Here is a 23,806-nt window from a genome sequence, read left to right as displayed (position 1 = left end):
GAAAATAGACTCCACGTACAGACCGATCACACGGTCTGTAGACCAAATCGTTATATTGGCGGGTCGGCGGGTGCCGATTTCCCACCCATATGCGGAGCAGCCTCCGCGCAGACGACTTCATGGCGACACGGATCTTCCGGACCCCCTTGTGCCGTGCCCTCCGCGCGCCCAGAAGCACGGGAAACTCGTCACCCGCTCCATGCGGAAACCCCCAGGTCAGTCCTTCTGGTCCCTGTCGGGGAACGCCTCGCCGGCGTGACCGTCGAGTTTTCCGGTCAGGGGCGGGAACGAGGGATCGTTTCGGCAGTGTGTTACCTACCGTGGCGAGCAAGACGGTTGAGGATGTGCTGTTTCCCGGGCTCGGCGTGCGAGTGGAGCGTGTCAGCGACTCCTCCGGCGCTCTAGTGGTGGAGGCGGTGGGCACCGGCCGGCCGGGCCGGTGCCCGGACTGCCGGAAGCAGGCCAGACGCGTACACAGCTCATGCCAACGCAGCCTGGATGAACGGCCGTTGGGCTCACGGCGGGTCGTGGTCCGGCTCCGGGTGCGCCGGTACTTCTGCGACCGTAGGAAGTGTTCCCGGAAGACGTTCGTCGAGCAGGTGCCGGGCCTGACCGAGCGGCACCGCCGCTCCAGCACCGTGCTGACGGGCTGGCTGAGGTCGATCGCGATCGAGTTCGGTGGCCGCCCGGCTGCCCGGCTGTGCCGCCGACTGCCGCTGGCCGCGGGCCGGACCCGTCTGCTCGGGCTGCTGACGGCGCCGGCAGTGCCGGACCGTGCCCCGCGGGTGTTGGGAGTGGACGAGTTCGCCTTCCGCAAGGGATGCGCCTACGGCACCGTGCTCGTCGACGTCGAGGCCGGCCGGGTAGTGGACGTGCTTCCCGACCGCACCTCCGAGACGTTCGCGGCCTGGCTGACCGAGCACCCTGGAGCCGAGATCATCTGCCGTGACCGGGCCACCGCCTACACCAAGGCGGTCAAGGAAGCCGCTCCCAACGCCGTCGAGGTCGCCGATCGTTGGCAGTGCGCCATGAGGCGCCTTGTCGTATTCCCGATTCAGTCGGGAAGAATTTGGAGGGAGGTTCTTGGGTCTGATGGCTTACCTAATCCGGAAACGGTGATGGGACCGCAGCATGCCAGAAAATCGACGGCCGGGCTCAGGTATTGGAGACGGGGCGTCGAGGGACCCGCGTGACACGGTGAAAGCTGGATTGCCTGAACCCCAATCTCCAGAAGACTGAAGGTCGAGTCCGTCGGAAAGATACCTGACACCGACGCCGCACCCTGCGACGGCTTGATGCCATGGTCGACGCAACCTCCGGAGTGCGGAGCGATGCCCAGCGAGGGCATTCAAGGAGATGAATGGGGCACCTACATCACGCTACGACGTACGACAAGGACGAACATGGGATCGCCTACGGGAAGAGATCTTCCTAAGGCGACGGAGGCCCCGTAGTAGTCGCCGGAGTCACGACCGGCCAGGGAGGACGGGAAAGCCGTCCACATCGGGCGAAGGGGGCCAGGTGATCGGACACCACAGAGTCGGGAGGTATGCGTAATGCAGAGCGCCGAAACGGTGCTGGGTGTCCTCCGTGAACGCGGCAGGCGTGGCCTGCCGTGCAATGAACTGTATCGACAGCTCTTGAATCCGCAGTTGTATCTGCTGGCCTACGGACGTCTGTACTCCAACAAGGGAGCGATGACGCCCGGGGTCAACGGGGAGACCGTGGACGGCATGTCGCTGGGCAAGATCGAGCACGTCATCGACGCGCTGCGCCACGAACGCTACCGGTGGAGCCCAGCTCGCAGGGTCTACATCCCGAAAGGACGGGCCAGCATGAAGTTGCGCCCGCTCGGCCTGCCGTCCTGGAGCGACAAGCTCGTTGGCGAGTGATCCGCCTGCTGCTTGAGGCGTATTACGAGCCGACGTTCTCCAATTCGTCCCATGGTTTCCGTCCCCGCCGGGGTTGCCACACCGCGTTACGCGATGTGGTCAATACCTGGACAGGCACAGCCTGGTTCATCGAGGGGGACATCGCCCAGTGCTTCGACCGGCTTGACCATTCGGTCATGCTCCGAATCCTGGGTGAGAAGATCCACGGTAATCGGTTCCTGCGGCTGGTGCGTAACATGCTCACGGCCGGATACATGGAGGACTGGGTCTGGAATGCCACGCACAGCGGCAGTCCACAGGGTGGCGTTGTGTCACCGATCCTGTCCAACATCTATCTGCATAAGATGGATGAGTACATCGAGAAGGTTCTTATCCCGGAATACACCCGGGGGCGAGTCAGGAAGTCGAACCGTGCCTTTCACCGGGTGTGGGCGGCAATGGCAAATGCCCGCAAGCGCGGAGATCTCACCAAGGTGCGGGAACTGCGCAAGCAACTCCACAGCATGCCCAGCATGGATACTCAGGATCCTGGCTACCGGCGGCTGAGGTATGTGCGCTATGCCGATGACACCCTCGTCGGGTTCGCCGGAGCAAAGGCAGAAGCCGAAGAAATCAAGGAGCACCTCGCGCAGTTCCTGCGGGACGATCTCAAGCTGGAACTGTCGCCGGAGAAAACACTTATCACGCACGCCCGAACCAGGGCGGCGAGGTTCCTCGGCTACGACATCACCGTGCTTCACAACGACCGCAAGATCTCCGGCAGGCGACGCACTGTCAATGGGACCATCGGTCTGCGTGTCCCTCGTTCGGTGGTATCTGCCAAGCAAGCCCAGTACAAGGAGCGCGGAAAACCCGCGCGCCGACCCGAACTGCTGAACCAGGACGACCACGTCATCATCAGCACCTACGGATCGGAGTACCGCGGCATCGTCCAGTACTACCTGATGGCCGGCGACGTCTTCCGACTCGCCCGGCTGCAATGGGTCATGGAGACCTCGATGCTGATGACACTCGCCAACAAGCACCGCTCGTCGGTGTCGAAGATGGCCCGCAAGTACGCGACCACCATCGACACGCCGCACGGGCCACGCAAGTGCTTCGAGGCGCGCGTAGAACGCATCGACAGGAAACCACTGGTCGGAAGGTTCGGCGGGATCCCGCTGCGACAGAACAAGAAGACGGTCATCACTGACCGTCGGCTGGCCCCGGTCACCATCAAACGCAAGGCACTGGTCACCCGGCTCCTGGCGGGACGATGCGAGGCATGCGGACGCGTCGACGAGGTGGAGGTTCACCACGTCGCCAAACTCGCCGATCTCGGACGATCCGGGAACCGGCCGCCGTGGGCAGATCTCATGGCCGCTCGACACCGCAAAACCCTCGTGGTCTGCGGGAGTTGTCACGCGGACATCCACGGCACAAGACCTGCTCCAGCACTCACGGAGTAGTCACCGGAGAGCGACGTGCGGCGAAAGTCGCACGCGTCGTTCGGGCTGGGGGCCGTGGGAAAAGGGCCTGCTCAGCAGGCACCTCGCCGACGGCCCACCAGTACTTTGCTTCAGAACCTGTCCGCCGCGGTGGAGAAGACCTGCCACCAGCACCGCGGCTGCCTGCGCAAACGCGCCGAGGAGGAGACGGCGGCCGAAGTAGCCGAAGTGCCGGAGGGGATCCCGATGCTGTTACCGCCCGCGGAACTGCCCCGCACCCAGATCATCGAGCGCACCCGTCACCGCTACGAGGACATCCACCGCTTGCTGGAGAAACGCTGGACGATCAGCGCGATCGCCCGCCGGCTGAACCTCGACCGTAAGACCGTCCGCCGCTTCCGGGACACCGACCTCGACCAGCTGCTCGTCTCCGCCCGCGAACGCCGCCCCAATGGCGTCCTGGAGGCGTTCAAGACATACCTGAACACCCGCTTCACCGAGGCGCAAGGCCAGGTCAGCGGCACCCGGCTGTTCCTCGAGATCCAGGCTCGCGGATATCGGGGCAGCCGCCAGGTCGTCCGCAAACACCTCGCCGCCCTGCGAGCGGGCACCGCCGAACCGGTCCGAGCCGACATCCCCAGCCCCCGCAAGATCACCTCCTGGATCATGCGGCCCCGCGAGACGCTCACCGAGAGCCAGGACGAGCGGCTGCTTCAGGTCCGGCTCGCCTGCCCGGACATCACCCGGGCCTGCGACCTCGCCCGAGCCTTCGCCGACCTGGTCCGCCTCCAGCGTGGATACCTGCTGCTGGAGTGGATCCGCCAGGCCGAGCAGGACGCCCCGAAGCCGATGAAGGGCTTCGCCGGCTTCCTCCGCCAGGACCTCGATGCCGTCACCGCCGGACTCACGCTGCCGTGGAGTTCCGGCGCTGTTGAAGGGAACGTGAACCGGGTCAAAACACTCAAGAGAGCAATGTATGGCCGAGCCTCGTTCGAACTCTTGCGAACCCGCATCCTCACCCAGTCATGAACTGCGCCATGAAAACCGCCTCGTCAGTCGCCACGATGCCGGTACGTTCGTCTCGTGTGTTACTACGCCGAGAAGCCCTACAAGCTGCACTACGTGTGCGTGCCCTGCCGCGTCGCGTTCAAGCAGCACCCCGGGCCCGGCGGACACCGATGCACCCGATGCGCCGAACCAATGCTCTGTGCTGGGCATGACTTTGCGGCACCACGGCGTCGAGACACCAAGGCGTGGACCGTCGTGGCTGCGGTGCTGGACGCCGGACTGCGTTACGCGGGCCGCGAATCCTGCGGCTGCGGCAAGGAACCCAAGTTCCGCCCCCGTACCCGAGCCCAGTTGCGGGCACGTCGAATCGCAGCAGCACGAACCGGGACTCCCCTCGCCGAGATGCTCGGACGCGAAGATCCACAGACGCCCGTATGACCTGACACTCCGATACACACGCTGCACGTGACTGCCGCCGCACCCGGAAGATCATTCACGGAACTGCGGACAGAGCCGTTTTCAAGAATCCCCATCACCTGGCCGACCCTCTCGCCCGGCCGACGACTACCGGAGTGCGCTTCGGGCCGTTCCGGATGGTTTCCTTCGACGGCTGCAGCTCGATCAAGATCCCCGACAGTGAGCGGAACGTCGAGTGGTTCGGACCCGGCAGCCGCGGCGGCTACCCGATGCTGGAACTGATGACCCTGGTGGAGGCCGGCCCCCGGGCCCTGATCGGCACCGTGTTCGGCCCCACCAGCGACGGCGAGACCGCCTACGCAAGGCAGCTACTGCACCATCTGGGCCCCGACATGCTGGTCCTGTGGGACAAAGGCTTCGACGCCAACGCCTTCCTCGCGGCCGTGGACGGCACCGGCGCCAAGTTTCCGGGCCGACTGCGTGCCAACCGCCGCACCCCGGTCCTGACCCGTCTCCACGACGGCTCCTACCTGTCCGTCATCGGCACCGTCCCGGTGCGTGTCGTGGAAGCGCAAATCACCGTGAACTGCGGCGATGACTCGTTCACCGGCTCCTACCGGCTCGTCACGACCCTGACCGACGCACACCGCTACCCCGCTCCGACGCTCGTCACCCTCTACCACCAAAGATGGGAGCACGAGTCGGCGTACTACGCTGTGCCATACGCTCATGGACGGCCGGGTACTGCGCTCGGGGGACCCCACAGGAATCGAGCAGGAGATGTGGTCCCTGCTCGCCGTCTACCAAGCATTACGGATGGTGATGCTGGAAGCCGCCGAGGCCAGGCCCGGCGCCGATCCAGACCGCTGCAGCTTCACCATCGCCATGGAGACCGCCCGTGACCTCATCGTCCAGGCCGTCGGCGTCATCACGCTCGCCAGCACCACCACCGACTCAGCGTTTTGTTCCGTTCCCGCGGTGCCAGCAACCCCGTGAGGTACTGACGAAAACCCCGACGCTGGGCGAGAGAGTCGAACAGATCATCGAAGTCGGCGGCGTACTGCTCCAGCGGTCCCGGAGCCAGCGGACACGGACGACGAGCGGTCATCACACACCCCCGCTCGTCCTTCTACTGCGGCCCCGACCCGATGCCAACAAACCACCGTTAGGGGCTTGCGGACGCCGTGGGCACCGGCGTCAGGGCGACCAGTGCCGTCGAGGCACCGGAGTGGTAGGCCGTGGCGGACGAAGTCGATGAGCGCCTACGTGTGGGTCACCTGCCGCAGTGCCGTCCGCAGCCGGTCACCGGCGCCCAGCAGGTGGCTGCTGAGGAGGCTGGTGGCCTCCGCGACGTCGCGGGAGCGGATGGCGCGCAGCAGGTCGGCGTGGGCTTCCGCGGCGGGGTGGAGGTCGCGGTCCTGGGTGTTGGTGACGTCCAGGATGACCCCGAACACCGGGCGGTACTGCTCCCAGACGGCAGCCAGGCGCCGGTGTCCGGCCAAGGAGTAGAACGCGGAGTGAAACGCCAGGTCGGCCTGGGCGAAGGCGGCCGGGTCCCCCCTGTCGGCCGCCTCCCTCATGGCAGTGACCAGCGAGTCCAGTGCGTCGGTGTCAAGTTTCCCGGCGCGCTCGACGGCGCGGGTGAGGGCCAGCGTCTCCATAGACTCGCGCAGCGTGAACAGCTCGTCGACATCGTCCTCGCTGAGCCCGGTGACATAGACACCGCGACGCCGGGATTCCACCAACCCTTCGGCCTCCAGCAGCCGCAGGGCGTCGCGGATCGGGCCACGGCTGACGTCGAACCGGCCCGCCAGGGCCCCCTCCACCAGATGCGTTCCCGGCTCCAGCTGCCCGGTGACGATCAGCACCCGCAGCTGGTGTGCCACGCGCTCCCCCAGCGGCAGCTGCCGCACCTGCCTCACGGTCAGCTGGTCCACGCCGACCCCTCCCCGGTTCTTCGCACATGCCGTCAACGGTTGACGGGTGACTACTATCCCATCGTGCCCGATGGCCCACGGTCCAGGCGCAGCGGCTCGACCTTCGGCAGGAGGAAGGCGTACGTCGCCGCGCCGAGCAGCGCCACACAGCCGGCAGTGACGAGCGGGACGACGAAGGATCCGGAGCTGCCCATCAGCACGCCGAGGAGCAGCGGGGAGACGATCCCGGCGATATTGCCGGCGGTGTTCTGGATGCCGGCGATCGAGCCGACGTGTCCGGGCGTGGGCGCGATATCGCCGGGCAGCGCCCAGACGCTGGCGGCCGCGAAGGTGGAGCAGAAGTACGACGCGGACAGGGCCGTCAGCGCCATGCCGACGCTGGGCGACACGACGGCGAGCGCGATGACGGACGTCCCCAGCAGTCCTCCGACGAGGCAGAGCTTGCGGGCCTTGGTGATCGGGGTGCCACGCCGGACGAGCCAGTCGGAGACCAGGCCGCCGCACCAGCCGCCCACCATGGACGCGAGCCCCGGCACCATGCCCAGGAAGCCGAACTTCATCGTCGACAGGTGGTACGTCTCCACCAGGTACGACGGGAACCACGTAATGAAGAAGTAGGCGACAAAGTTGACGCAGAAGAAGCCGAGCATCATCGCCCACACCAGCCGGAACCGGAACAGGTCGCGCCAGCGGACCGCGGTCTGCTCGGGTGCGTCCGCGCGGTTCTGGCCGGCCTTGATGTACTCCATCTCCGGCTTCTTCAGTTGCCCGTGGTGCTCCGGGTCGCGGTAGTACAGCCACCAGCCGAACGCCCACAACACGCCCAGCCCGCCGGCCGCGGCGAAGGCGCCCCGCCAGCCGACCGCGGCGACGACCAGCGCGACGAGGGGGATGGACAGCGCGCCACCGACGGCGTTGCCGTTGTTGAAGGTCGCCGAAGCGAAGCTGCGCTCGGTCTTCGGGAACCACCGTGCGACGACCTTGGCGCTGGCCGGGAAGGACGGGGCCTCGCCCAGGCCGAGCACCATCCGCAGCACGATCAGCATCCCCGTGCTCCGCGCGAGCCCCATCAGCGCGGTGGCCACGCCCCACCACAGGCTCGCGAAGAACAGGGTGACGCGCGGGCCGAACCGGTCGGCCAGCCAGCCGCCCGGCATCTGCCCGAAGGCATACGTCCAGAAGAACGCCGACATGATCAGGCCGGCGACGGCGGGCGGTATGTGGAAGTCCTGGCTGATGTGTGGCAGTGAGACGCTGATGGCGGCGCGGTCGATGTAGTTGATCGTGATGCCGACGAACAGCAGGCCGAGTACGGCGAAGCGGACGCGGCCGACGCGGGGCGATCGGCCGGTGGCCGGGGTGTCCGGATCGGCGGGCCGGGTTCCGGGCTGCGTACCGGTCATACGGCGACTCCGTTGACGACGTTGCGGGGCGGCTTGCCGGACAGCACCAGGTCGAGGCTGTCGATCACGCTGGCGCGCAGGTTGTGGTACGCCTCGTGCGTCACGCCGGCGGCATGCGGATTCAGCAGTACGTCGGTACGGCCGCGTAGCGGCGAGGAGGCCGGCAGCGGCTCCTCGGTGAAGACGTCGAGCGCGGCGCCGGCCAACTGCCCGGAGTCGAGGGCCCGCACGACCGCCGCCTCGTCCAGCACGCCACCGCGTCCGGCGTTCAGGACCCACGAGCCGCGCGGCATCCGCCGCAGCACATCTTCGCCGATCACTCCGCGAGTGGCGTCGTTGAGCGGCATGTGCAGGGTCAGCACATCGCTGCGCGCGGCGAGTTCGTCCAGGTCGACGTACTCACGGGCGGGCTCGCTGGGCACCGGGTCGTGGACGAGGACGCGCGCGCCGAAGGCGTCGAGGCGGCGGGCGACGGCGCGCCCGATGTTGCCGAATCCGGCGATCCCGACGGTCAGCGACGACACGTCGCGTCCCCTGACCCCTTCCGGTCCCCATTTGCCGCGCTCGACCTTGGCATGGCCGAAGGCGTACGGGCGCAGCAGGTACAGCAGCGCGCCCACGGTCCAGTCCGCCACCGCATCGGTGTTGAAGCCGGGCAGGTTGGCGACGGGGATGCCGCGTTCGGCGGCAGCGCGGTGGTCGACGCCGTCGAAGCCGACGGCGACGGACTGGAGCAGGCGGCAGTGCGGCATGGCGTCCAGCAGCTCCGCGGTGATGCGGCGCTCCTTCTCCAGCGGTGCCAGGACGATCGTGGCGGTCTCCAGGGTGCCGAGGTGGTCGCGCGGGTCCTCGTCCGGGCCGATCTCGGTGATCCGCAGGTCTGGGTGGCTCGGGAGAAGGCGGCGCAGCTCCGCTGGGCCGAGGTCGTTCAGGTGGTAAAGCGTGACCAGATGTTCGGACGGGTCGGGCATGTGTGTACTCCGGTGTTCGGGCGGCGTGGTGGCCACCCCGGCGGCTCGTGACACCGCAGATCATCGGGCGTACGATGAGGTTCGTCAACGGTTAACCGTAGACCGATTCTGAAATGTTTCCGTGCCACCGGAGGGACCGCTCGCCCATGTCTGCGCAGACCACCGTCATCACCCCGTTGACCACCCCATTCACCCCGGACGGCGAGCTCGACCTGGTCGCTGCCCGCGAACTTTTCCGCTTCACCGCCGACACCACAGGCCAGCTGATGATTGCCGGGACGACCGGGGAGTTCCCCGCCCTGGACCGTAAGGAGCGGCGCCAACTGACCGAACTTGCTCTGGAGGTTGGAGGGCCGGACGCCGCAATGGCCCACGTCGGCGCCCCCGATGCGCACACGGCCGTGGCCCTCACCCGCGACGCCGTCTCCGCGGGCGCCACCCGGCTCGCGGCGCTCACCCCCTACTACCTGCCCGCCGAGGCGGACGAGCTGCGGGACTACTTCCGGCGTGTCCGGCAGGCCGCCGGGGACGCCGAGCTGTACGCGTACCTCTTCCCCGAGCGCAGTGGCATCACCGTCACCCCTGAGCTGTTCGCGCAGCTGGCGGGAGAGTGCGACCTGGCCGGCGTCAAGCTGAGCGGTTCTCCGTCCACCGAGGTCGCCGCGTATCGTGCTGTACTTCCGGCGGAGTTCACCGTCTACTCGGGCAACGACGCCCTGCTCACCACGGTGCTCGACGAGGGCGGTGCAGGCGTGATCTCCGGCTGCTCCGGTGCGCTCCCCGAGCCCTTCCTGGAGCTGGCCGCCGCCAAGGTGGCCGGTGCCGGAGCCGACGAACTCGCGACGCTACAGGAGCGTGTGGACCGCGTCGTCGCCTTGCTGGGCCCGAGCGCCGGACGGATCAAGCACGCCCTGCGCGTTCGCGGCCTGCCGGCTGGATCCTCCCGCATGACCGTCGGCGCCCCGGAGGCGACGACGGCGGCTGAGATCGAGAAGCTGGTGGCGGATCTGGTCGGCTGAGTTCCGGCGAGGAGCCACGGCGAGCGGCGGGTGCACGAGCGATCGTGCACCCGCCGCGTCGTGCGTGGCCGGACGATGTCAGCCCTCGCGCTGAAGTCGGGCCAGGGCGTGGGCCGTTGTCCGTGTCGCCGGATACAGGTCCCGGTACAGGCCGTACAGCCGGTCGTAAGCAGCCCCCACGGCCGGGTCCGGCCGGCGCTGCTCGCGCGCGGGATTCCAGACTGCGATGTCCGCCTCCACTGTCCGAACCCGGCGAGCACGTCGGCCACCCCCGTACAACGGGGGAACCTCACTGGGACAGTGGATGTCCAACCAGCGCATGCACGGTCTCGACATGCCGGTCCGGCGCGGTGCCGCGCTGCGTGCGCTGGATCCGTGGTGGAACACGCCATGGCCGACCCTGTGGCAGCGCACCTACCACCAGGCAAGACGCCACGTTCAAGAACACGGGCTGCTGGATGCGCGGGGAAGATTTCCCGGTACCAGCATCAGCCTGGGTGAGTGGCTGTACCTGCAGTGCACCCGGTACCCGGATCTGCATCCCGAGCAACAGCGACTGCTTGCACGGCCGGGCATCGACGCCGCGGCGGGCCCGGGCTGCCCGGCCCCGCCGCCGCAATCTGCGCGCCAGCGAGGTGGTCGGCGCGTCGTGGCCGAGGCCTTTCCTGGTGCGAAAGCCGATCCGCGACCCGTCCGCGCTGATCACCGGCTCAAGGGACTCGCCGGTGGCCTGAGTGCCGTCACTGGCGACGCTCACCAGCCGCGTGGGTCATGTGACGCCTGGGTCCGGACGGCCCCTGGCCGATAGCGAGCGGCCGGTCTCTGATCGCAGGCGAAGGTGCTTCCCTCGATGCGTGCGCGGAGTCACAGTGTGCTCCTGCGGCCTCCTCCACGGCCCGTGCGGCGTGACGGTGTGCTCCGTTCGCGAGCCAGGGTGAGGGTGATCAAGAGCGCCGTCGCTGTAGCGATGGCGCCAGCCGTCATGAACCCGTGGGAGAGCCCCGAGAGCGATGCCTGACCGGTGTGCGTCGTGTTACCTGCGGGGGCGGAACGGTCCATAGAGACCGTCTGTGAGGATGATCTGGTGCCGCTTCGAGCGGCGGCCTGACTCGCGGAAAGGGGCATCAACAGCTTCTGAGCCTATTGCGACGTGCCCCCAGGCTCAAAGGCGGTTTCTGAGGCGGGTGCGTCGTCGGCCGGCCCGGCTGGTGGTCAGCGTCGTGACCCGGTTCGGTCTCCGGCCGCACACGGACGGGCGGCCGGAGACCTTCGCAAATGGCAGGGTCGCCGCGTCGCTCAGACGGCGAGGCGACCACCGTCGGCCACGATCACCTGGCCGGTGACGAAGCTCGCGCGCTCGCTCGCCACGAACGCGATGACCTCGGCGAGTTCCTCGGGCGTGGCGTTGCGCTTGAGCGGGTTGACCTCGGACCAGGTCGTGAACTGGTCGGCGCCGATGAAGTCCACCACGTTGTCGCTGTTCACGTTCCCAGGAGCCACCGTGTTGACGCGTATGCCGTACCGGCCCCACTCCGCGGCCCAACTGCGGGTGAAGGATTCGACGGCCGCCTTCTGCGCCCCATACGTCGCCATGTGCGGCATGGCGATCGCGGCGGCGATACTGCTGATGTTGACGATGCTGCCGCCGCCCCGCTCGATCATCCCCCGGACGAGTCGTGTGCTGAGGACGAAGGTGGCGCGCACGTTGGTGTCCCATGACTCCGCGTTCGCTTCGAGGTCCTGGTCGAGGGTCGGCTTGATGCTGGCCCTGTAGCTTGCTGCGTTGTTGACCAGCACGTCGATTTCACCCGCCTCCTCGGCCAACCGCTCGACGTCGGTGAGATCACTCAGATCAGCGAGGATGAACCGGGCCTTTCCTCCGCCGGCGGTGATGTCGTCTACCACCTCGGCCCCGCGCTCAGTGTTGCGGCCGGTGATCACCACCGACGCTCCATCGCGTGCGAACGCGTGCGCCGTCGCGGCGCCGATACCTCCTCGCGACCCCGCACCCGTAATCAGAACGCTCTTGCCCTCGAAATCCATTGTGTGCCCCTCGAAAAGAAAAGATGTCTGACGGCGCGCGCCGAGATCTGGCGCACGTTGTAACTACTGGCGGATTCACTGCCGAATCATCGGCGATATACAGACCCGGCATGAATCGGGGACAGGCCGGCCGGTTCGATCAGAGTTCGCCGGGAACGGCGAACCGGTACCGCAGCCGGCCGGCTGGACTCGCATGAGCATCCAGACCGCGTTTTCGAAGTCGCGGGCTCGCGAGAGATCCCCGACGCGCACCGGGTCGTCGCCGACGTCGCGGATGAGCCGCTCGGTGACGTCGCGGGCGGCCTCGTCCGCTACGTACCAATTACTCGGCCGTACCCGGAGTTCTCGAACTCACCGATCCTACGAATGAGCGGAGTAACCCCGCGCCAAAACCGTAGGACAAGCTCATGTCCAGTTCTGCTCCGGCCGAAGCGGGCTATAGATGATGGGCGTGTCGATCGGCCCCGGGCTCAGCACGTTGAACCGAAGACCCCGGTCGCCGAACTCTGCCGCCCACGTGCGCGCGCAGGAGCGCACGGCGGCCTTCGCCGCGCTGTAAGCCCCTGCCCCGGGATCCCCCTTGAATGCCATGATCGAGCCCAACAAAACGATCGAGCCGCCCGTTCGTAGAATCGGCAGCGCCTTCTGGACGGTGAACAGTGTGCCGCGGGCATTGAGGTCGAATGTGTGGTCGAAGTGTTCCTCGGTCACGTCCCCGAAGTTCACCCGCTCAATGCTCCAGCGTTCGCGACGATCACATCGAGGTGCCCGTTCTCCTGACGGATGGCCTCGACCAAATTGTCGAGATCGCCCGACACTGTGGCGTCCGCGGTGACCGCCGGTCCCTCAATGGAAGCCTTCGCGGCTTCGAGTGCCTCCTTCCGTCGCCCCGTGATGTAGACGTGGGCGCCTTTACTTCCGAATCTCTGGGCAATCGCCAGACCAAGGCCCGTGCCTCCGCCAGTGACGAGGGCTACCTTATTCGCGAGACGCATGCTTTCTCCTTGAGTCGAGACTGTGAGCACCGGACACATTGCTTTGCCTCAACCTGCTTTTGACAGTCGGCGTCGCAGGACTTGCGTGCCTGCAGAATGCGGCTGCCGTCCCGCAGCTTTCCGGCCCTGGTGGCTGTGCTGGGCGTGCACCACGGTAGGACCGGCCTGACATAGAGGCAAATAGTGGCAACGCATACTCTGCATTGACAGCTCCTATGTCGCCTCGAAGGTTGGATGCGAATGAACCTGCGCCAGTACGAATACGCCCTGGCCGTCGCCGACGAGGGCTCCATGACAGCGGCAGCAGAACGTCTGCGGGTCACTCAGCCCTCTCTGTCGCAGCAGATCGGCGCCTTGGAGAAGTGCCTCGGGGCGCAACTGTTCACCCGCACCCCGAGCGGGGTGACGGTGGCAGGGCGGGCTTTCCTCGCAGAGGCGAAGATCGCGACGACCGCATCCCGGCGTGCCATCACGGCCGCCCGCGCCGCCAACGGGGAACTGGCAGGCGAACTCATCATCGCTGTCCCCATGGGCCTGGGAGCACGCCAGCTGCCCCAGGCATTGGGGCAACTGCGCAATCGCCACCCGAAGCTGCAGGTGACTCTCCACGAGGAGCCCGATCCCGCGGACATGGAACGACTGGTCCGCCAGGGAACCCTCGACATGGTCCTCGTGCACCGCATCCCCGCCGGGTGCACCTTCGACATTCACCCTCTGGGCGAGGAAGCCTGCGTCGCCGTCTTGCCGAAGGGGCACCCGCTTCTCTCGGACGGCGCCGCCACGCGCCTGGAAGACCTGGCATCAGAGGGGTGGATCCGGTTCCGGCGCGCCAGCCTGCTCGACGACTACCTCGCCCGCCTGCTCGCCGACGCGGGCCTCAGCCCGCACACGGTGGCCCGAGCGTCACAGATCTCCACTGCGGTGCGGCTCGTGGCGCAGGGCTTGGGCGTCACTGTGGTCCCGGCCTCGGCCATCCCCGAAGGCTTCGAAGAACTGGCCTGCCCGCTACTGCCCTCCCTGACCGAGCCCGTCCTCGTCGGCGTGCGGCGCAATCCGGGTTCGGCAGAGACGGCCATGCTCGACCATCTCAACCAGCAGAACTGGTGCGGTACAGGCCTCCTCTGTCAGCCCGCAACTGTTTGAGCGTTCACTTTCCACGTTGCACCAATAGGGAACGACCTCGGGCCCCCGAAGCCATTCACGATGCCGCCCTGTCTCCACCGCTCAGCCTTTTGACCTGCCGATACGGGGTTCAGAAACAGGCTCTTACCTTGTCTTTTATGGTCTGAGTAGGTTTCGTTCGGTGATGCTCTCGGGCCGTTTCACGGTTTTGCCCACGTCGTAGCGGGTGGCGGGTCGTCGGTTCTTCGAGCCGGGAAGCCGTCCGGGACCTGGTCGTGAGGGTTTGGGTGCACGGGCCGGACAGGCGAGATGGGGGCGGAGGTTCCGGAACCCCCGGCGGACGCGGGCCGGGGTGAGTCGGCCGGGCTCGGCCGGCCTCTCCCAGGGGCGGCGGAGGTCGGCAGCGGCCTGGCGGAGAAGCTGGAGTTGGGCGTGGGCGGCGATGACGAGCCATGTCCAGCGTTCGCCGCCCTCGGGGGCACGGATCTTCGGACGGTTCCAGCCGAGGGTCTGCTTCATGAGCCGGAATGTGTGCTCCAGGTCGAATCTCCTCAGGAAGGCCTGCCAGCGAAGGTCGACGTCGGTGCCGGTCATGCCGGTTTTGGAGGACCACAGCCAGACCGGCAGTGGATCTCCACCGCCTGGCAGGTGGTGGACCTGGAGGCGGATCAATGTGCCTTCGACAACAGGGAGTTCGCCGTCATGGTCGATCCAGGCCGAGCGAGTGGTGAGCCGCGGGTGGATCCTGTCCCAGGCCATGGCCTGTGCGGTCCCGTAAGGGTCGGTGACCTGCGTCGTCGCCGCGTCCGGCTCGCCCCAGGTCTCCGGCTTGGCGAAGCGGAACTCCTTGCCGTGCTTGGGCGGGCGCCCGCCCTGCGGGGATGAAATCCACGGCACCGGGACTGGCTTGCGCATCACCAGTCCGAGCGCATCCGCCCGAGGACCTCCACCGGCAGCCCGCGCAGGAGGTGGACCATGCGCGGGGCGTCGTAGCCGGCGTCGAAGACGACCAGAATGTCGCGGTCACCGAAGTGCCACCGACCCATCTCGATCAGGTCCGTGACCACCCGGCGGACCTGAGTCGCGGTGACCTCGGCGACGTCGTCGGCCGGCCCCAGACGGACGGCGTGCAGATTCCCACGTCACCCGCAGCCACACGCACCCTGAGATCTTCGGCCTCCTCATCACGGACATGCACCACCTCCCCGAAGCCGAGCGCCATACCGCCCGCCGCGCTCAGCACGACTACATCAGCGAATGGACCCACCTGCTCCTGCTCAAGCAGCCCGACCTCAACCCGGTCGCCGCCCGCATCCGGGTCCACGCCGCCCTGTCCGTGGCTCATGACACCGCCCGCACACCCCACCCGCGCCGCAACCCGGCCGTCGCGGCAGCAGTCCGGACCATCTGCACCCGCCCGCTCACCGCATGCCGGCCCACGGGTGCACCTAGTTACTGAGCGCGTCCCGGTGCGCGGCACGCAATTCGCGCTTCAGCACCTTTCCCGCGCCCGACGTCGGAAGAGCATCGACGAACTCGATGCTGCGCGGAGCCTTGTATCCCGATATTGACTTCTTCACGTGTTCCCGCAACTCCTCCTCGCTGGCCTGAACGCCAGGCACAAGGACGACGACGGCGTGCACGCGCTCACCCCAAGTGCGGTCCGGGACGCCGATCACCGCGCAGTTCGCGACAGCGGGATGACTGGCCAGCGCGTTCTCCACTTCTATGGAGTAGACGTTCTCGCCGCCCGTCTTGATCATGTCCTTCATCCGGTCGGCGATGAACAGGTATCCGTCCGCGTCGATCCGGCCACCATCTCCGGTGTGCAGCCAGCCCTCGCGCAGGGCCTCTGCCGTCTCTTCGGGCCGTTCCCAGTAGCCGAGCATGACGTGCCCGCCGCGAATCACGATCTCGCCGACCGTGCCGGTGGGTACTTCGATGCCGTCCGCGTCAACGATGCGGATCTCACTGTGCGGCGCTGCGCGGCCCGCCGAGCGCCGGTAAGCCGGATCACGGTGACCCTCCGGGCCCAGCAGAGTGGCGATCGGCCCCGATTCGGTCATCCCCTACGCCTGGGTGAATTCACATCCCGGCAGGACAGTGGCCGCGCGGTCGATCACGACCTCGGTGATCGCGCCTCCTCCATACATCACGTGCCGCAAACTGGACAGGTCGGTCTTGGCGGCTGCCGGTTCGTCCACCAGAGCCTGAACCAGTGTCGGAACCAGCAGCATCTCGGTGACCCGATGCCTCTCGATGGCCGCAAGAGCGGTAGCGGGCACGAAAGAGGGAAGAATGACGTGCGTCCCTCCGAGGATGCTGCGCGCGATCCATGCCGCGAGATCCGCGAGGTGGAACATCGGTGCGGCATGCAACAGGCGCCCGCCGGGCTCCATGAACACACCACTGGCGATCGAGCCCAGTGCCGAGGTGACGATGTTGGTGTGGCTGAGCATGACCCCCTTGGCCCGGCCGGTGCTTCCACCGGTGTAGAAGATCCCGGCCCACGCGTCCCCGGCCCGGTGGGCATCGGGAATCGGCGCATTGGCGGCGACGAGTTCTTCGTAGGACAACGTTCCCTGTGGGAGTTGGTCGTCCCCGCAGTGAATGATCGTCACCAGGCCGGGACAGGCGACGCGGAGCTCGGGGACAAGGCCGGCGAACGTGTCGTCAACGAGTACAGTCTGCGTCCCAGAGTCGTCCAGCGCGAAGGCGATCTCTTGCACGCTCCAGCGAACATTGATGGGATTCAGCACGGCATCCGCCCAGGGCACTGCGAACAGGTACTCGAAGAAGCGGTCGGAGTTGAGGGCTAGAACGCCGACGCGGTCGCCGGCCGCGACGCCGAGATCACGAAGAGCTGCCGCGAACCGCGCCACGCGGTCGACGCTCTCGCGCCAGGTCCGGCTGCGTTCGCCGAAGACGGTCGCCGGGAGGTTCGGAGCCTGCTGCACCGCTCGGCGCAGCGCCTGAGTGATGTTCATCATGCTCCTCACCGTGGGGCGGCCCCAGCGGGCTACTCCTTCTCCGCGAAGCCGACTCCGATACGTGACTGAACGCTGTCAAACAGGGGTCTGATGCGGCGAAGCGACCGGCGGACCACGGAACTGCTTCTGCAACGATCGCTACGACCGCACGGCGGGCAGTGCGGCCTCCATACGCACCCGCTCCTCGCGAGAGTGACGTCAAGCCTTCCGTTCCCCGGGCAGTTCGCCTGCCTGCGCGATGACCTCGCCCAGGGTCTCGGCCGCGTGGTCGCTGAAGCTCCGCCCGTCGGGGTCGGCGATCCAGCGCTGATAGGTGGCGTTGAGGGCGAGCAGTCCGACGGCCGCCAAGAATCGAGCGGCTATCTCGCCTCGGCCCTGCTCCCGGGCCGCGTTTTCGATGGCGCTCGCGAGATCTGCGCTCTTGAGCAGTTCACGTTCACGCAACTCGGCGTGCGCGGCGATGACCGTCGCACGGGTCGCCGAGATGGAGCGGTACTCCTGCGGGAAGAAGGCACCGACCGCGTCGAGCAAGGCCGCAAGTATGCCAGCCGGCGGTATCTCGGGCGGGGTCGCTCGGACAGCCTCCGCAAGTCTCGCAGTCATGTCGTCCTGGCCGAGGAAGAGAACCTGGCGCTTGTCGTTGCAGTGCCGGAAGAAAGTGCTCTTCGTCAGTCCCGCCAGCTCGGCGATGTCGTTGACCGTCGTCGCGTCGTAGCCGCGCTCGGTGAATAGCGTGAGCGCGGCCTGCGCCAGCCGGTCGGGTGTGTTGGGTTCCCATCTCGCCATGGTCACATCATAGGTCACGGGATAAAGTCCCGTCACATGTTAGAGTGATGGGACAAAGTCCCGTCAGGAGTCTGTGGGTCGACGGGACCGGGCACGGGACACGGGAGGCACGTGTACATGAGAACGGCAGTGACATCAGGTGCACCGCGCGCCACGGAGGGCATCCTCCGTCTCCAGGATCTGAGCGCCGTGCCAGTCCACGTCCAACAGGCGGGAGCCACCGCTCCCAGCCCGGTCCGGAGCGAGGGCGAGTCATGACGGTCAGCCCTACAGGTCGGCCCACGGATCCAGACCTTGCAGCACCTCCACCGCCCCCATTCGATCCCGAGTTGGCGGCGGCGCTGGCAGAGCTGGTGAACGCGGGACAGGCCGTACCGTCGCTCACCCCGGAAATGATCCCGCCCATGCGCGCCAACGCGGCGCGCATGGTTCGCCTCCCTCCCGAGGAGCTGAGCCGCAACGCAACATTCGACGTGGTCGAGCTCTACGCACCCGGCCGCCGTGACGCGCCCGACGTGCGGCTGTTGATCTGCCGGCCCACAGCCGTGGCCGGCACTGTTCCCGTGATCTATTGGATACACGGCGGTGGCATGATCGCCGGGACCAACCAGGTAGGTATCGACGAGGCGCTCGACTACGCCGAACACCTGCAGGCCGCCGTCGTCCCGGTCGAGTACCGGCTGGCCCCCGAGCACCCACATCCAGCCCCAGTCGAAGACTGCTACACCGGCCTGCTGTGGACCGTCGAACACGCTGAGCAATTTGGCTTCGATCCCACCCGACTTGTCGTGTGCGGAGTCAGTGCGGGCGGTGGACTCGCTGGGGCAGTGACTCTGATGGCCCGCGACCAGGACGGGCCGGTGATCGCCGGGCAGCTACTGATGTGCCCCATGCCCGATGACCGCAACGACTCCGTCTCGAGTCACCAGATGGCCGGCCTCGGAGTATGGGACCGCACGAGCAACCAGACCGGATGGACTGCGCTGCTCGGTGCAGCATGCGGCGGCGACGACGTGCCGGTTTACGCGGCCCCCGCCCGGGCCGTCGACCTGTCCGGTCTCCCGCCCACGTACATCGACGTGGGATCGGCCGAAACCTTCCGTGACGAGAGCGTCAGCTACGCGAGTCGCATCTGGCAAGCCGGCGGAAGCGCAGAACTACACGTGTGGCCCGGCGGGTTCCACGGTTACGCCGCCCTGGCGCCGACAACGACGCTCTCGCTGGAGACCATTGCCACCCGCACCCGATGGCTCGACCGCCTGCTCAGCACGACGTGACCACCATTCGGAGTACCGGCGCAAGCCTTGCGCTGGTACTCCGCTGGTCCCGGACAACGGCGCGCGCCACCCGGTCGAGCAGACTCGCGGCATCTCTACCTCTGCGCCAGCCGCCATGTCCGGGGCAAAACGATCGCCTCCTGAATTCGGTCGGCCTTTCCCCACCGGTCCGCTCGACCGACCTGACTCCCGGAGAGGGCTCATCAACTGCTGTGGCACACCCTCTCTTCCACGAAACCAGCCTGCCGACTGAAAGGTGACTGCAATGTCCATCATCCTGCAGCAAGACGTGCCGTTCCAGCTGCGTGACGGCACGCGGTGCGTTGCCGAGGTGTGGCTCCCGGACGACGGTGTGCCCCACCCGGCCGTGCTCATGCGGACCCCCTATTTCAAGGAGCAGCGCACCCCGCTCGCACACGCGGACCCCCGGAAGGCCGTTGCGCGCGGGTACTCCATGGTCATCGTGGATCACCGCGGTCGCGGTGGCTCGGAAGGGGCGTTCGATCCCTTCGTCGACGATGAGCAGGACGGAGTCGACACCGTGGCATGGGTCGCGGACCAGGAGTGGTGCGATGGCCGTGTGGTCATGGTCGGCACCAGCTACGAAGGCGTCGCGCAGTGGATGACCGCAGCAGGCCACCCTCCTGCCTTGCGCGCCATCGCACCGACCTTGAGCTCGGACGACAACATCGATATCGCCTTCAGCAACCGTGTGCCGGAACTCGCCACGACAGCCATATGGCATGTCGCCGTGCTCTCTGGCGCCATGCTGGACGACACCCTCGCCGCCACCCGCGACGTCGAGGCGGCAATCACGCTGGCTCCACGGCTCGCCCAGTGGCTCGGGCAGCCACCGGACTCGGAGTACTGGAGCTCACGCTCGGTCGTCCGCCGGCGCAGCGACATGACGGCGCCCGCGCTGATCGTCGCCGGCTGGTACGACTTCTTCCAGCAAGCAAGCCTCCGCGCTCTCGAACGCTCCGTCGACAACCGTGATCGGATGATCATCGGTCCCTGGGCCCACGACGGCGGGGGCCTCTCACATCTGGTCGGCGAAACGAATGTCGGAATCAGGGGAGCCGGCACGGCCGTCTTCGATTGGATCCTCGATTTCCACGACGCTGCTCTTCAGGAACGGGACCCCGAACTGCCACGAGTGCGGGCATACGTCCTGGGAGCCAAGAAGTGGCTCGACCTCGAGACCTGGCCGCCGCCCGGCACCCAGGGCATGACACTCGACCTCGCACCGGGCCAATTCACTGTCGACCCGAAGTCCCCGGTGCCCACCCGCGGCGGACGTGGTGTGCAGGTCTTCGTCAACGGAAGCATCGGCGTCGTCGATCAGCAACCACTCGTGGGGCGCCAGGACGTCCACGTCGCGCTCCGGCACCGCCTCGAAGACGAAACACTGCTGGCCGGGCCCATCACCGCTCGGCTCAAGACCCGTACGCAGCCCGAGCCCACACCGCCGGACGCCAAAGCGAGCCCAGCCACTGTGTCGTTGGGAATCGACGCCCGCTTGTGGGTCGCAACGCTATGCATCAGCCGACCCGACGGCCGACTGCACAACATCGCCGAAGGCGTCGCCAGCAGCTCCCCAGACGACGAAGATGTCACCGTCGAGCTGGGCGACACCTTCTACCTGCTGCCGGCCGATACCGAGATCGTCCTGCTCGTCGCCGGCTCGTCCTTCCCCCGATGGCCAGTCCCCGACCTGGGCGCGGACCAAGCCGTGATCACCGGCTCGACAATCAGCCTCACCACGGTGGACACCACGCTCCTGGACACCGAAGCCTGACACCGCACTCCGTCACCTCGGGGCCGACGTGCGACAGACGGGGTCGGACGGACTCGGTCCAGAACCCGCCCGGCCATTGGGGCTCGCCTACGTGCTCCGTTGGAACTCACTCGGTCGGACGCCCGCTCCGAGATCAGTGCACTGAGCCCTTGGAGCCCGTTCACACAGCAAGGGTAGGGAAGGGAGAGGCGGCCAACTCGGTCTTGCACGCCCGCTGCACCACAGCACTGATCCCCGCAGGATGCGCGATGCCGAAGGGACCGATCAGATCCCCGCCGTACACCGCGCTCGCGCACTCGTCGCGCCCCGGTTGTCTGTGCAGCCCCAAACGCAGAGGCCCGGCGTGCCAAACGCCCCGAAACTGAACACTCGCCATCAACAAGGAAAGTTCGTGACCGAAGAGCGCTTCACCGGCAAGGTCGTCGTCATCACCGGAGCGGGGTCAGGCATCGGCGCCGCCACCGCACACCGTTTCGCCCGGGAGCATGCGACCGTCATCGCGATCGGGCGCGCCATCAAGAAATTGCGGCACGTAGTAGGTGCAGCTCCCGCCGGATCGACAGTCATCGCCCACCCAGCCGACGTCTCCGATGAGGCGTCGATTGGTGCCCTCATCAACGCCGTGGCCCAGGACCACGGTCGTATCGATGTACTGGTCAACGGCGCCGCGGTCGCTGCCGCCGGCACCGTCACCGACACCGACTCCGACACTTGGCACAAGGTGCTGAGCGTGGGCCTCGACGGAGTCTTCTACACTTCACGCGCCGCGCTGCCCCACCTGTGCGCGGCCAGCGGGGCCATCGTCAACATCGGATCCGTTGCCGGCCTCGGCGGGGACTGGGGCATGGCCGCCTACAACACAGCCAAAGGCGGGCTGGTCAACCTCACCAACGCCATGGCACTGGATCACGCCAAGGACGGCGTACGAGTCAACGCTGTGCACCCCACCCTGACGGCTACTGAGATGACCACATCCATCCGGGGCAACGACTTGCTCATGACCGCCTTTCGTCAGCGGATCCCCATGCGACGCCCTGCTGAGCCGAGCGAAGTCGCTGACGTGATTGCCTTCCTGGCCAGTCGTGACGCTCGGTTCGTCAACGGTGCCCACATTCCTGTCGACGGTGGGCTCAGCGCGTCTTCCGGTCAACCAGGCATGTTCCAGTGACCTGAGTGAGAGAGCGGCCGCGCCGCGAAGTCGGGAAGGAGAGGCAAGCATGCCTCCAGACGGCCGCCCTGGTCTTGGATCATGTCCACGATGCCAAGGCCACGGCTGCCCGGGCTCGCCTGGCAGTCTCCGACACCGAGGGCGACTTGGCCATCGTGTCAACCGGAGCGGGAGACCCCCACGACCGCAATCGGCGAACCTCGACTGCTGGGTGCAGGCGTTTCGGGCGGTGCCTTCGGGAGCTACCCATTCCCAGCCAGTACCGCCTGGCCCTAGGCATTGAGCTGGCGGTGGATGGTCAACGTCGCTTGGATGTATGCCGACTGGCCGCCGACATCGGCACTGACGCGCCCGGATCCGGAGCCCTGCTATGCCAGTGCAGGTAGGCGTGCAGGGCCCGGGTCTGGGCTGAGTAATTGGGGCGTGGGAGTTGGCGATGGTTGAACTGCCGCAGTGGTCCGAAGTGCGCCTCGATCGGATTCGCCCAGGATGCGTAAGTCGGCGTGAAACACAACTCGCCTTGTGTTTTCGCCCAGCAGCGGATGTTTTCGCCACACAGCATCTACTTGTGTGACCCGGATCCCGTTTCCCTCCCCTTGGCACGGTCGTTGGTCTGATCGGGTGATCGAGGCCAAAGTGGTGTGTCCGGGCAACGGCTGATCGGCCCCGTCACGTCAGACGGCGGTGAAGCCGCCGTCTGCGGGTACCACGGCTCCGGTGATGAAGCTGGAGCGTGGTGAGGCGAGGAAGCAGAGAACCTCGGCGATCTCTTCGGGCTGTGCGACTCGGCCCAGGGGCTGGGCGTCGGCGAACGATGCGAGGTAGGCACGGCTGTCGGGGCGGATCGTGTCGAGGAAGTCGGTCTCGATGACGCCTGCGGCGACAAGGTTGGCGCGGATGCCCCATGGTCCGCCTTCGACGGCGAGCACCTTGGTCAGTTGGGCAAGGGCGCCTTTGGACGCGCTGTAGGCGGCGCCTTCGGGCAGGGCGACCGTGCCGGCGTAGGACCCGGTGCTGACGATGCTCCCGCCGCCCCGGCTCCGCATGGCCCGGAAGGCTTCTCGGGCGCAGAGGAAGGATCCGCGGGCGTTGACGGCCATCACGGTGTCCCAGTCCTCGGCGGTGGTTTCGGTGACGGGTTTGTTCAGGGTGCGTCCGGCGTTGTTCACCAGGATGTCCAGTCCTCCGAAGGCGTCCAGCGCCGAGCGGACCGCGTGGACGGCGGTCTCCTCCCGCGTGATGTCGCCCCGCATCGCGAGTACGCCGGGGAATTCGTCCTGCAGGGTCGTGACGTCGGGACGCAGGTCGACGGCGACGACGCGGGCGCCGCGGGCATGGAGCAGTGCCACGGTCTCCTTGCCCACGCCGCGCGCGGCCCCCGTGACCAGGGCGGTCTTCCCGGCGAACTCGGATGCTTCGGCAGACGCGGCGGTGGGCGTCATGATGAGGTCCTCTCGTAAAGATCAGGGTCGCGCGCGGTTTCCCGCGTCGGCTGTCTGGGCTGCTGTACGGTCACGCACTCACGAGGCAGACGGCACAGGAGATGAGCGCGC

The 23,806-nt window shown here is 67.1% G+C and carries 19 protein-coding genes and 5 pseudogenes; 10 read left to right on the top strand and 14 right to left on the bottom strand.

From position 1 onward, the window contains the following. Positions 1 to 89 precede the first annotated feature (89 nt). The 4 genes and pseudogenes from KHP12_RS04725 to KHP12_RS04710 all read left to right on the top strand — a co-directional run bounded on the left by KHP12_RS04725 (position 90) and on the right by KHP12_RS04710 (position 5,646). Positions 90 to 1,193 carry an ISL3 family transposase gene (locus tag KHP12_RS04725; protein ID WP_086881286.1) on the top strand — a complete coding sequence of 368 codons (1,104 nt, stop codon included), beginning with the start codon at positions 90 to 92 and terminating at the stop codon, positions 1,191 to 1,193. 363 nt (positions 1,194 to 1,556) lie between these two features. Continuing rightward, a pseudogene (locus tag KHP12_RS04720) lies at positions 1,557 to 3,340 on the top strand (reverse transcriptase/maturase family protein). Positions 3,341 to 3,445: 105 nt separating this feature from the next. Then, positions 3,446 to 4,348, top strand: a complete 903-nt coding sequence (locus tag KHP12_RS04715) for a transposase (RefSeq protein WP_086884012.1) — start codon at positions 3,446 to 3,448, stop codon at positions 4,346 to 4,348. A 551-nt stretch (positions 4,349 to 4,899) separates the two neighbouring features. Then, positions 4,900 to 5,646: a transposase gene (locus tag KHP12_RS04710; protein ID WP_211831512.1), complete on the top strand. Its 747-nt coding sequence runs from the start codon at positions 4,900 to 4,902 to the stop codon at positions 5,644 to 5,646. A 50-nt stretch (positions 5,647 to 5,696) separates the two neighbouring features. Here KHP12_RS04710 and KHP12_RS53770 read toward each other — a convergent pair. From KHP12_RS53770 to KHP12_RS04695, 4 genes and pseudogenes are all read right to left on the bottom strand, one after another. Beyond that, positions 5,697 to 5,852 (bottom strand): annotated as a pseudogene (locus KHP12_RS53770) (IS701 family transposase); the annotation flags it as partial. Positions 5,853 to 6,006: 154 nt separating this feature from the next. After that, entirely contained in the window at positions 6,007 to 6,681 is a 675-nt protein-coding gene (locus KHP12_RS04705) for a GntR family transcriptional regulator (protein ID WP_241788146.1), read from the bottom strand. Between the two features lie 53 nt (positions 6,682 to 6,734). Further along, positions 6,735 to 8,084, bottom strand: coding sequence for an MFS transporter (locus KHP12_RS04700; protein ID WP_051574062.1), 1,350 nt, complete (start codon positions 8,082 to 8,084; stop codon positions 6,735 to 6,737). Further along, positions 8,081 to 9,055: a 2-hydroxyacid dehydrogenase gene (locus KHP12_RS04695; protein ID WP_037965611.1), complete on the bottom strand. Its 975-nt coding sequence runs from the start codon at positions 9,053 to 9,055 to the stop codon at positions 8,081 to 8,083. The genes KHP12_RS04700 and KHP12_RS04695 overlap by 4 nt, the downstream gene beginning before the upstream one ends. A 146-nt stretch (positions 9,056 to 9,201) precedes the next feature. Between KHP12_RS04695 and KHP12_RS04690 the strand changes: the two genes are divergently transcribed. Continuing rightward, a complete protein-coding gene (locus KHP12_RS04690) occupies positions 9,202 to 10,074 on the top strand; it encodes a dihydrodipicolinate synthase family protein (protein WP_037965608.1) in 873 nt (290 codons plus the stop codon). Between the two features lie 289 nt (positions 10,075 to 10,363). Here KHP12_RS04690 and KHP12_RS04685 read toward each other — a convergent pair whose 3' ends face one another. The 4 genes from KHP12_RS04685 to KHP12_RS52265 form a co-directional block, all read right to left on the bottom strand. Then, entirely contained in the window at positions 10,364 to 10,831 is a 468-nt protein-coding gene (locus KHP12_RS04685) for a hypothetical protein (protein ID WP_143678248.1), read from the bottom strand. A 539-nt stretch (positions 10,832 to 11,370) separates the two neighbouring features. Then, the gene (locus tag KHP12_RS04680; protein WP_211831510.1) at positions 11,371 to 12,117 is read right to left on the bottom strand and encodes an SDR family NAD(P)-dependent oxidoreductase; all 747 of its coding nucleotides are present in this window, start codon (positions 12,115 to 12,117) and stop codon (positions 11,371 to 11,373) included. Positions 12,118 to 12,522: 405 nt separating this feature from the next. Beyond that, positions 12,523 to 12,843 carry an SDR family oxidoreductase gene (locus KHP12_RS52270; protein WP_276328662.1) on the bottom strand — a complete coding sequence of 107 codons (321 nt, stop codon included), beginning with the start codon at positions 12,841 to 12,843 and terminating at the stop codon, positions 12,523 to 12,525. Continuing rightward, positions 12,840 to 13,112: an SDR family NAD(P)-dependent oxidoreductase gene (locus KHP12_RS52265; RefSeq protein WP_276328663.1), complete on the bottom strand. Its 273-nt coding sequence runs from the start codon at positions 13,110 to 13,112 to the stop codon at positions 12,840 to 12,842. Before KHP12_RS52265 ends, KHP12_RS52270 begins: the two co-directional genes overlap by 4 nt. A 240-nt stretch (positions 13,113 to 13,352) precedes the next feature. On the opposite strand from KHP12_RS52265, the gene KHP12_RS04670 reads away from it, so the two are divergent. Further along, positions 13,353 to 14,255, top strand: a complete 903-nt coding sequence (locus KHP12_RS04670) for a LysR family transcriptional regulator (RefSeq protein ID WP_211831509.1) — start codon at positions 13,353 to 13,355, stop codon at positions 14,253 to 14,255. A gap of 135 nt (positions 14,256 to 14,390) precedes the next feature. On the opposite strand, the pseudogene KHP12_RS04665 reads toward KHP12_RS04670, so the two are convergent. Beyond that, a pseudogene (locus KHP12_RS04665) lies at positions 14,391 to 15,367 on the bottom strand (transposase); the annotation flags it as partial. 59 nt (positions 15,368 to 15,426) lie between these two features. Here KHP12_RS04665 and KHP12_RS04660 point away from each other — a divergent pair. After that, complete coding sequence (locus KHP12_RS04660; protein ID WP_086884018.1) at positions 15,427 to 15,693, top strand: hypothetical protein; 267 nt, start codon at positions 15,427 to 15,429, stop codon at positions 15,691 to 15,693. Here KHP12_RS04660 and KHP12_RS50565 read toward each other — a convergent pair. The 3 genes and pseudogenes from KHP12_RS50565 to KHP12_RS04650 all read right to left on the bottom strand — a co-directional run bounded on the left by KHP12_RS50565 (position 15,683) and on the right by KHP12_RS04650 (position 18,028). Continuing rightward, entirely contained in the window at positions 15,683 to 15,997 is a 315-nt protein-coding gene (locus KHP12_RS50565; protein WP_244203127.1) for a class I adenylate-forming enzyme family protein, read from the bottom strand. The genes KHP12_RS04660 and KHP12_RS50565 overlap by 11 nt on opposite strands. A 123-nt stretch (positions 15,998 to 16,120) precedes the next feature. Then, a pseudogene (locus KHP12_RS04655) lies at positions 16,121 to 17,221 on the bottom strand (AMP-binding protein); the annotation flags it as partial. Positions 17,222 to 17,422: 201 nt separating this feature from the next. Further along, the gene (locus KHP12_RS04650) at positions 17,423 to 18,028 is read right to left on the bottom strand and encodes a TetR/AcrR family transcriptional regulator (protein WP_208653145.1); all 606 of its coding nucleotides are present in this window, start codon (positions 18,026 to 18,028) and stop codon (positions 17,423 to 17,425) included. Positions 18,029 to 18,264: 236 nt separating this feature from the next. Between KHP12_RS04650 and KHP12_RS04645 the strand changes: the two genes are divergently transcribed. From KHP12_RS04645 to budC, 3 genes are all read left to right on the top strand, one after another. Continuing rightward, a complete protein-coding gene (locus tag KHP12_RS04645) occupies positions 18,265 to 19,287 on the top strand; it encodes an alpha/beta hydrolase (protein ID WP_086884019.1) in 1,023 nt (340 codons plus the stop codon). 265 nt (positions 19,288 to 19,552) lie between these two features. After that, entirely contained in the window at positions 19,553 to 21,085 is a 1,533-nt protein-coding gene (locus KHP12_RS04640) for a CocE/NonD family hydrolase (protein WP_086884020.1), read from the top strand. 391 nt (positions 21,086 to 21,476) lie between these two features. Further along, complete coding sequence (gene budC / locus KHP12_RS04635; protein ID WP_244203123.1) at positions 21,477 to 22,253, top strand: meso-2,3-butanediol dehydrogenase; 777 nt, start codon at positions 21,477 to 21,479, stop codon at positions 22,251 to 22,253. A gap of 355 nt (positions 22,254 to 22,608) precedes the next feature. Here the strand turns inward: budC and KHP12_RS50560 are convergent. Continuing rightward, positions 22,609 to 22,797 (bottom strand): annotated as a pseudogene (locus tag KHP12_RS50560) (IS630 family transposase); the annotation flags it as partial. A gap of 130 nt (positions 22,798 to 22,927) precedes the next feature. Continuing rightward, positions 22,928 to 23,695 carry an SDR family NAD(P)-dependent oxidoreductase gene (locus KHP12_RS04630; RefSeq protein ID WP_086884022.1) on the bottom strand — a complete coding sequence of 256 codons (768 nt, stop codon included), beginning with the start codon at positions 23,693 to 23,695 and terminating at the stop codon, positions 22,928 to 22,930. Positions 23,696 to 23,806: the final 111 nt, after the last annotated feature.

The organism is Streptomyces asiaticus (genome assembly GCF_018138715.1).
Classification (GTDB): domain Bacteria; phylum Actinomycetota; class Actinomycetes; order Streptomycetales; family Streptomycetaceae; genus Streptomyces; species Streptomyces asiaticus.
Note: the sequence above shows the minus strand (reverse complement) of the source record. Positions and strands in the feature narration are given on the sequence as shown.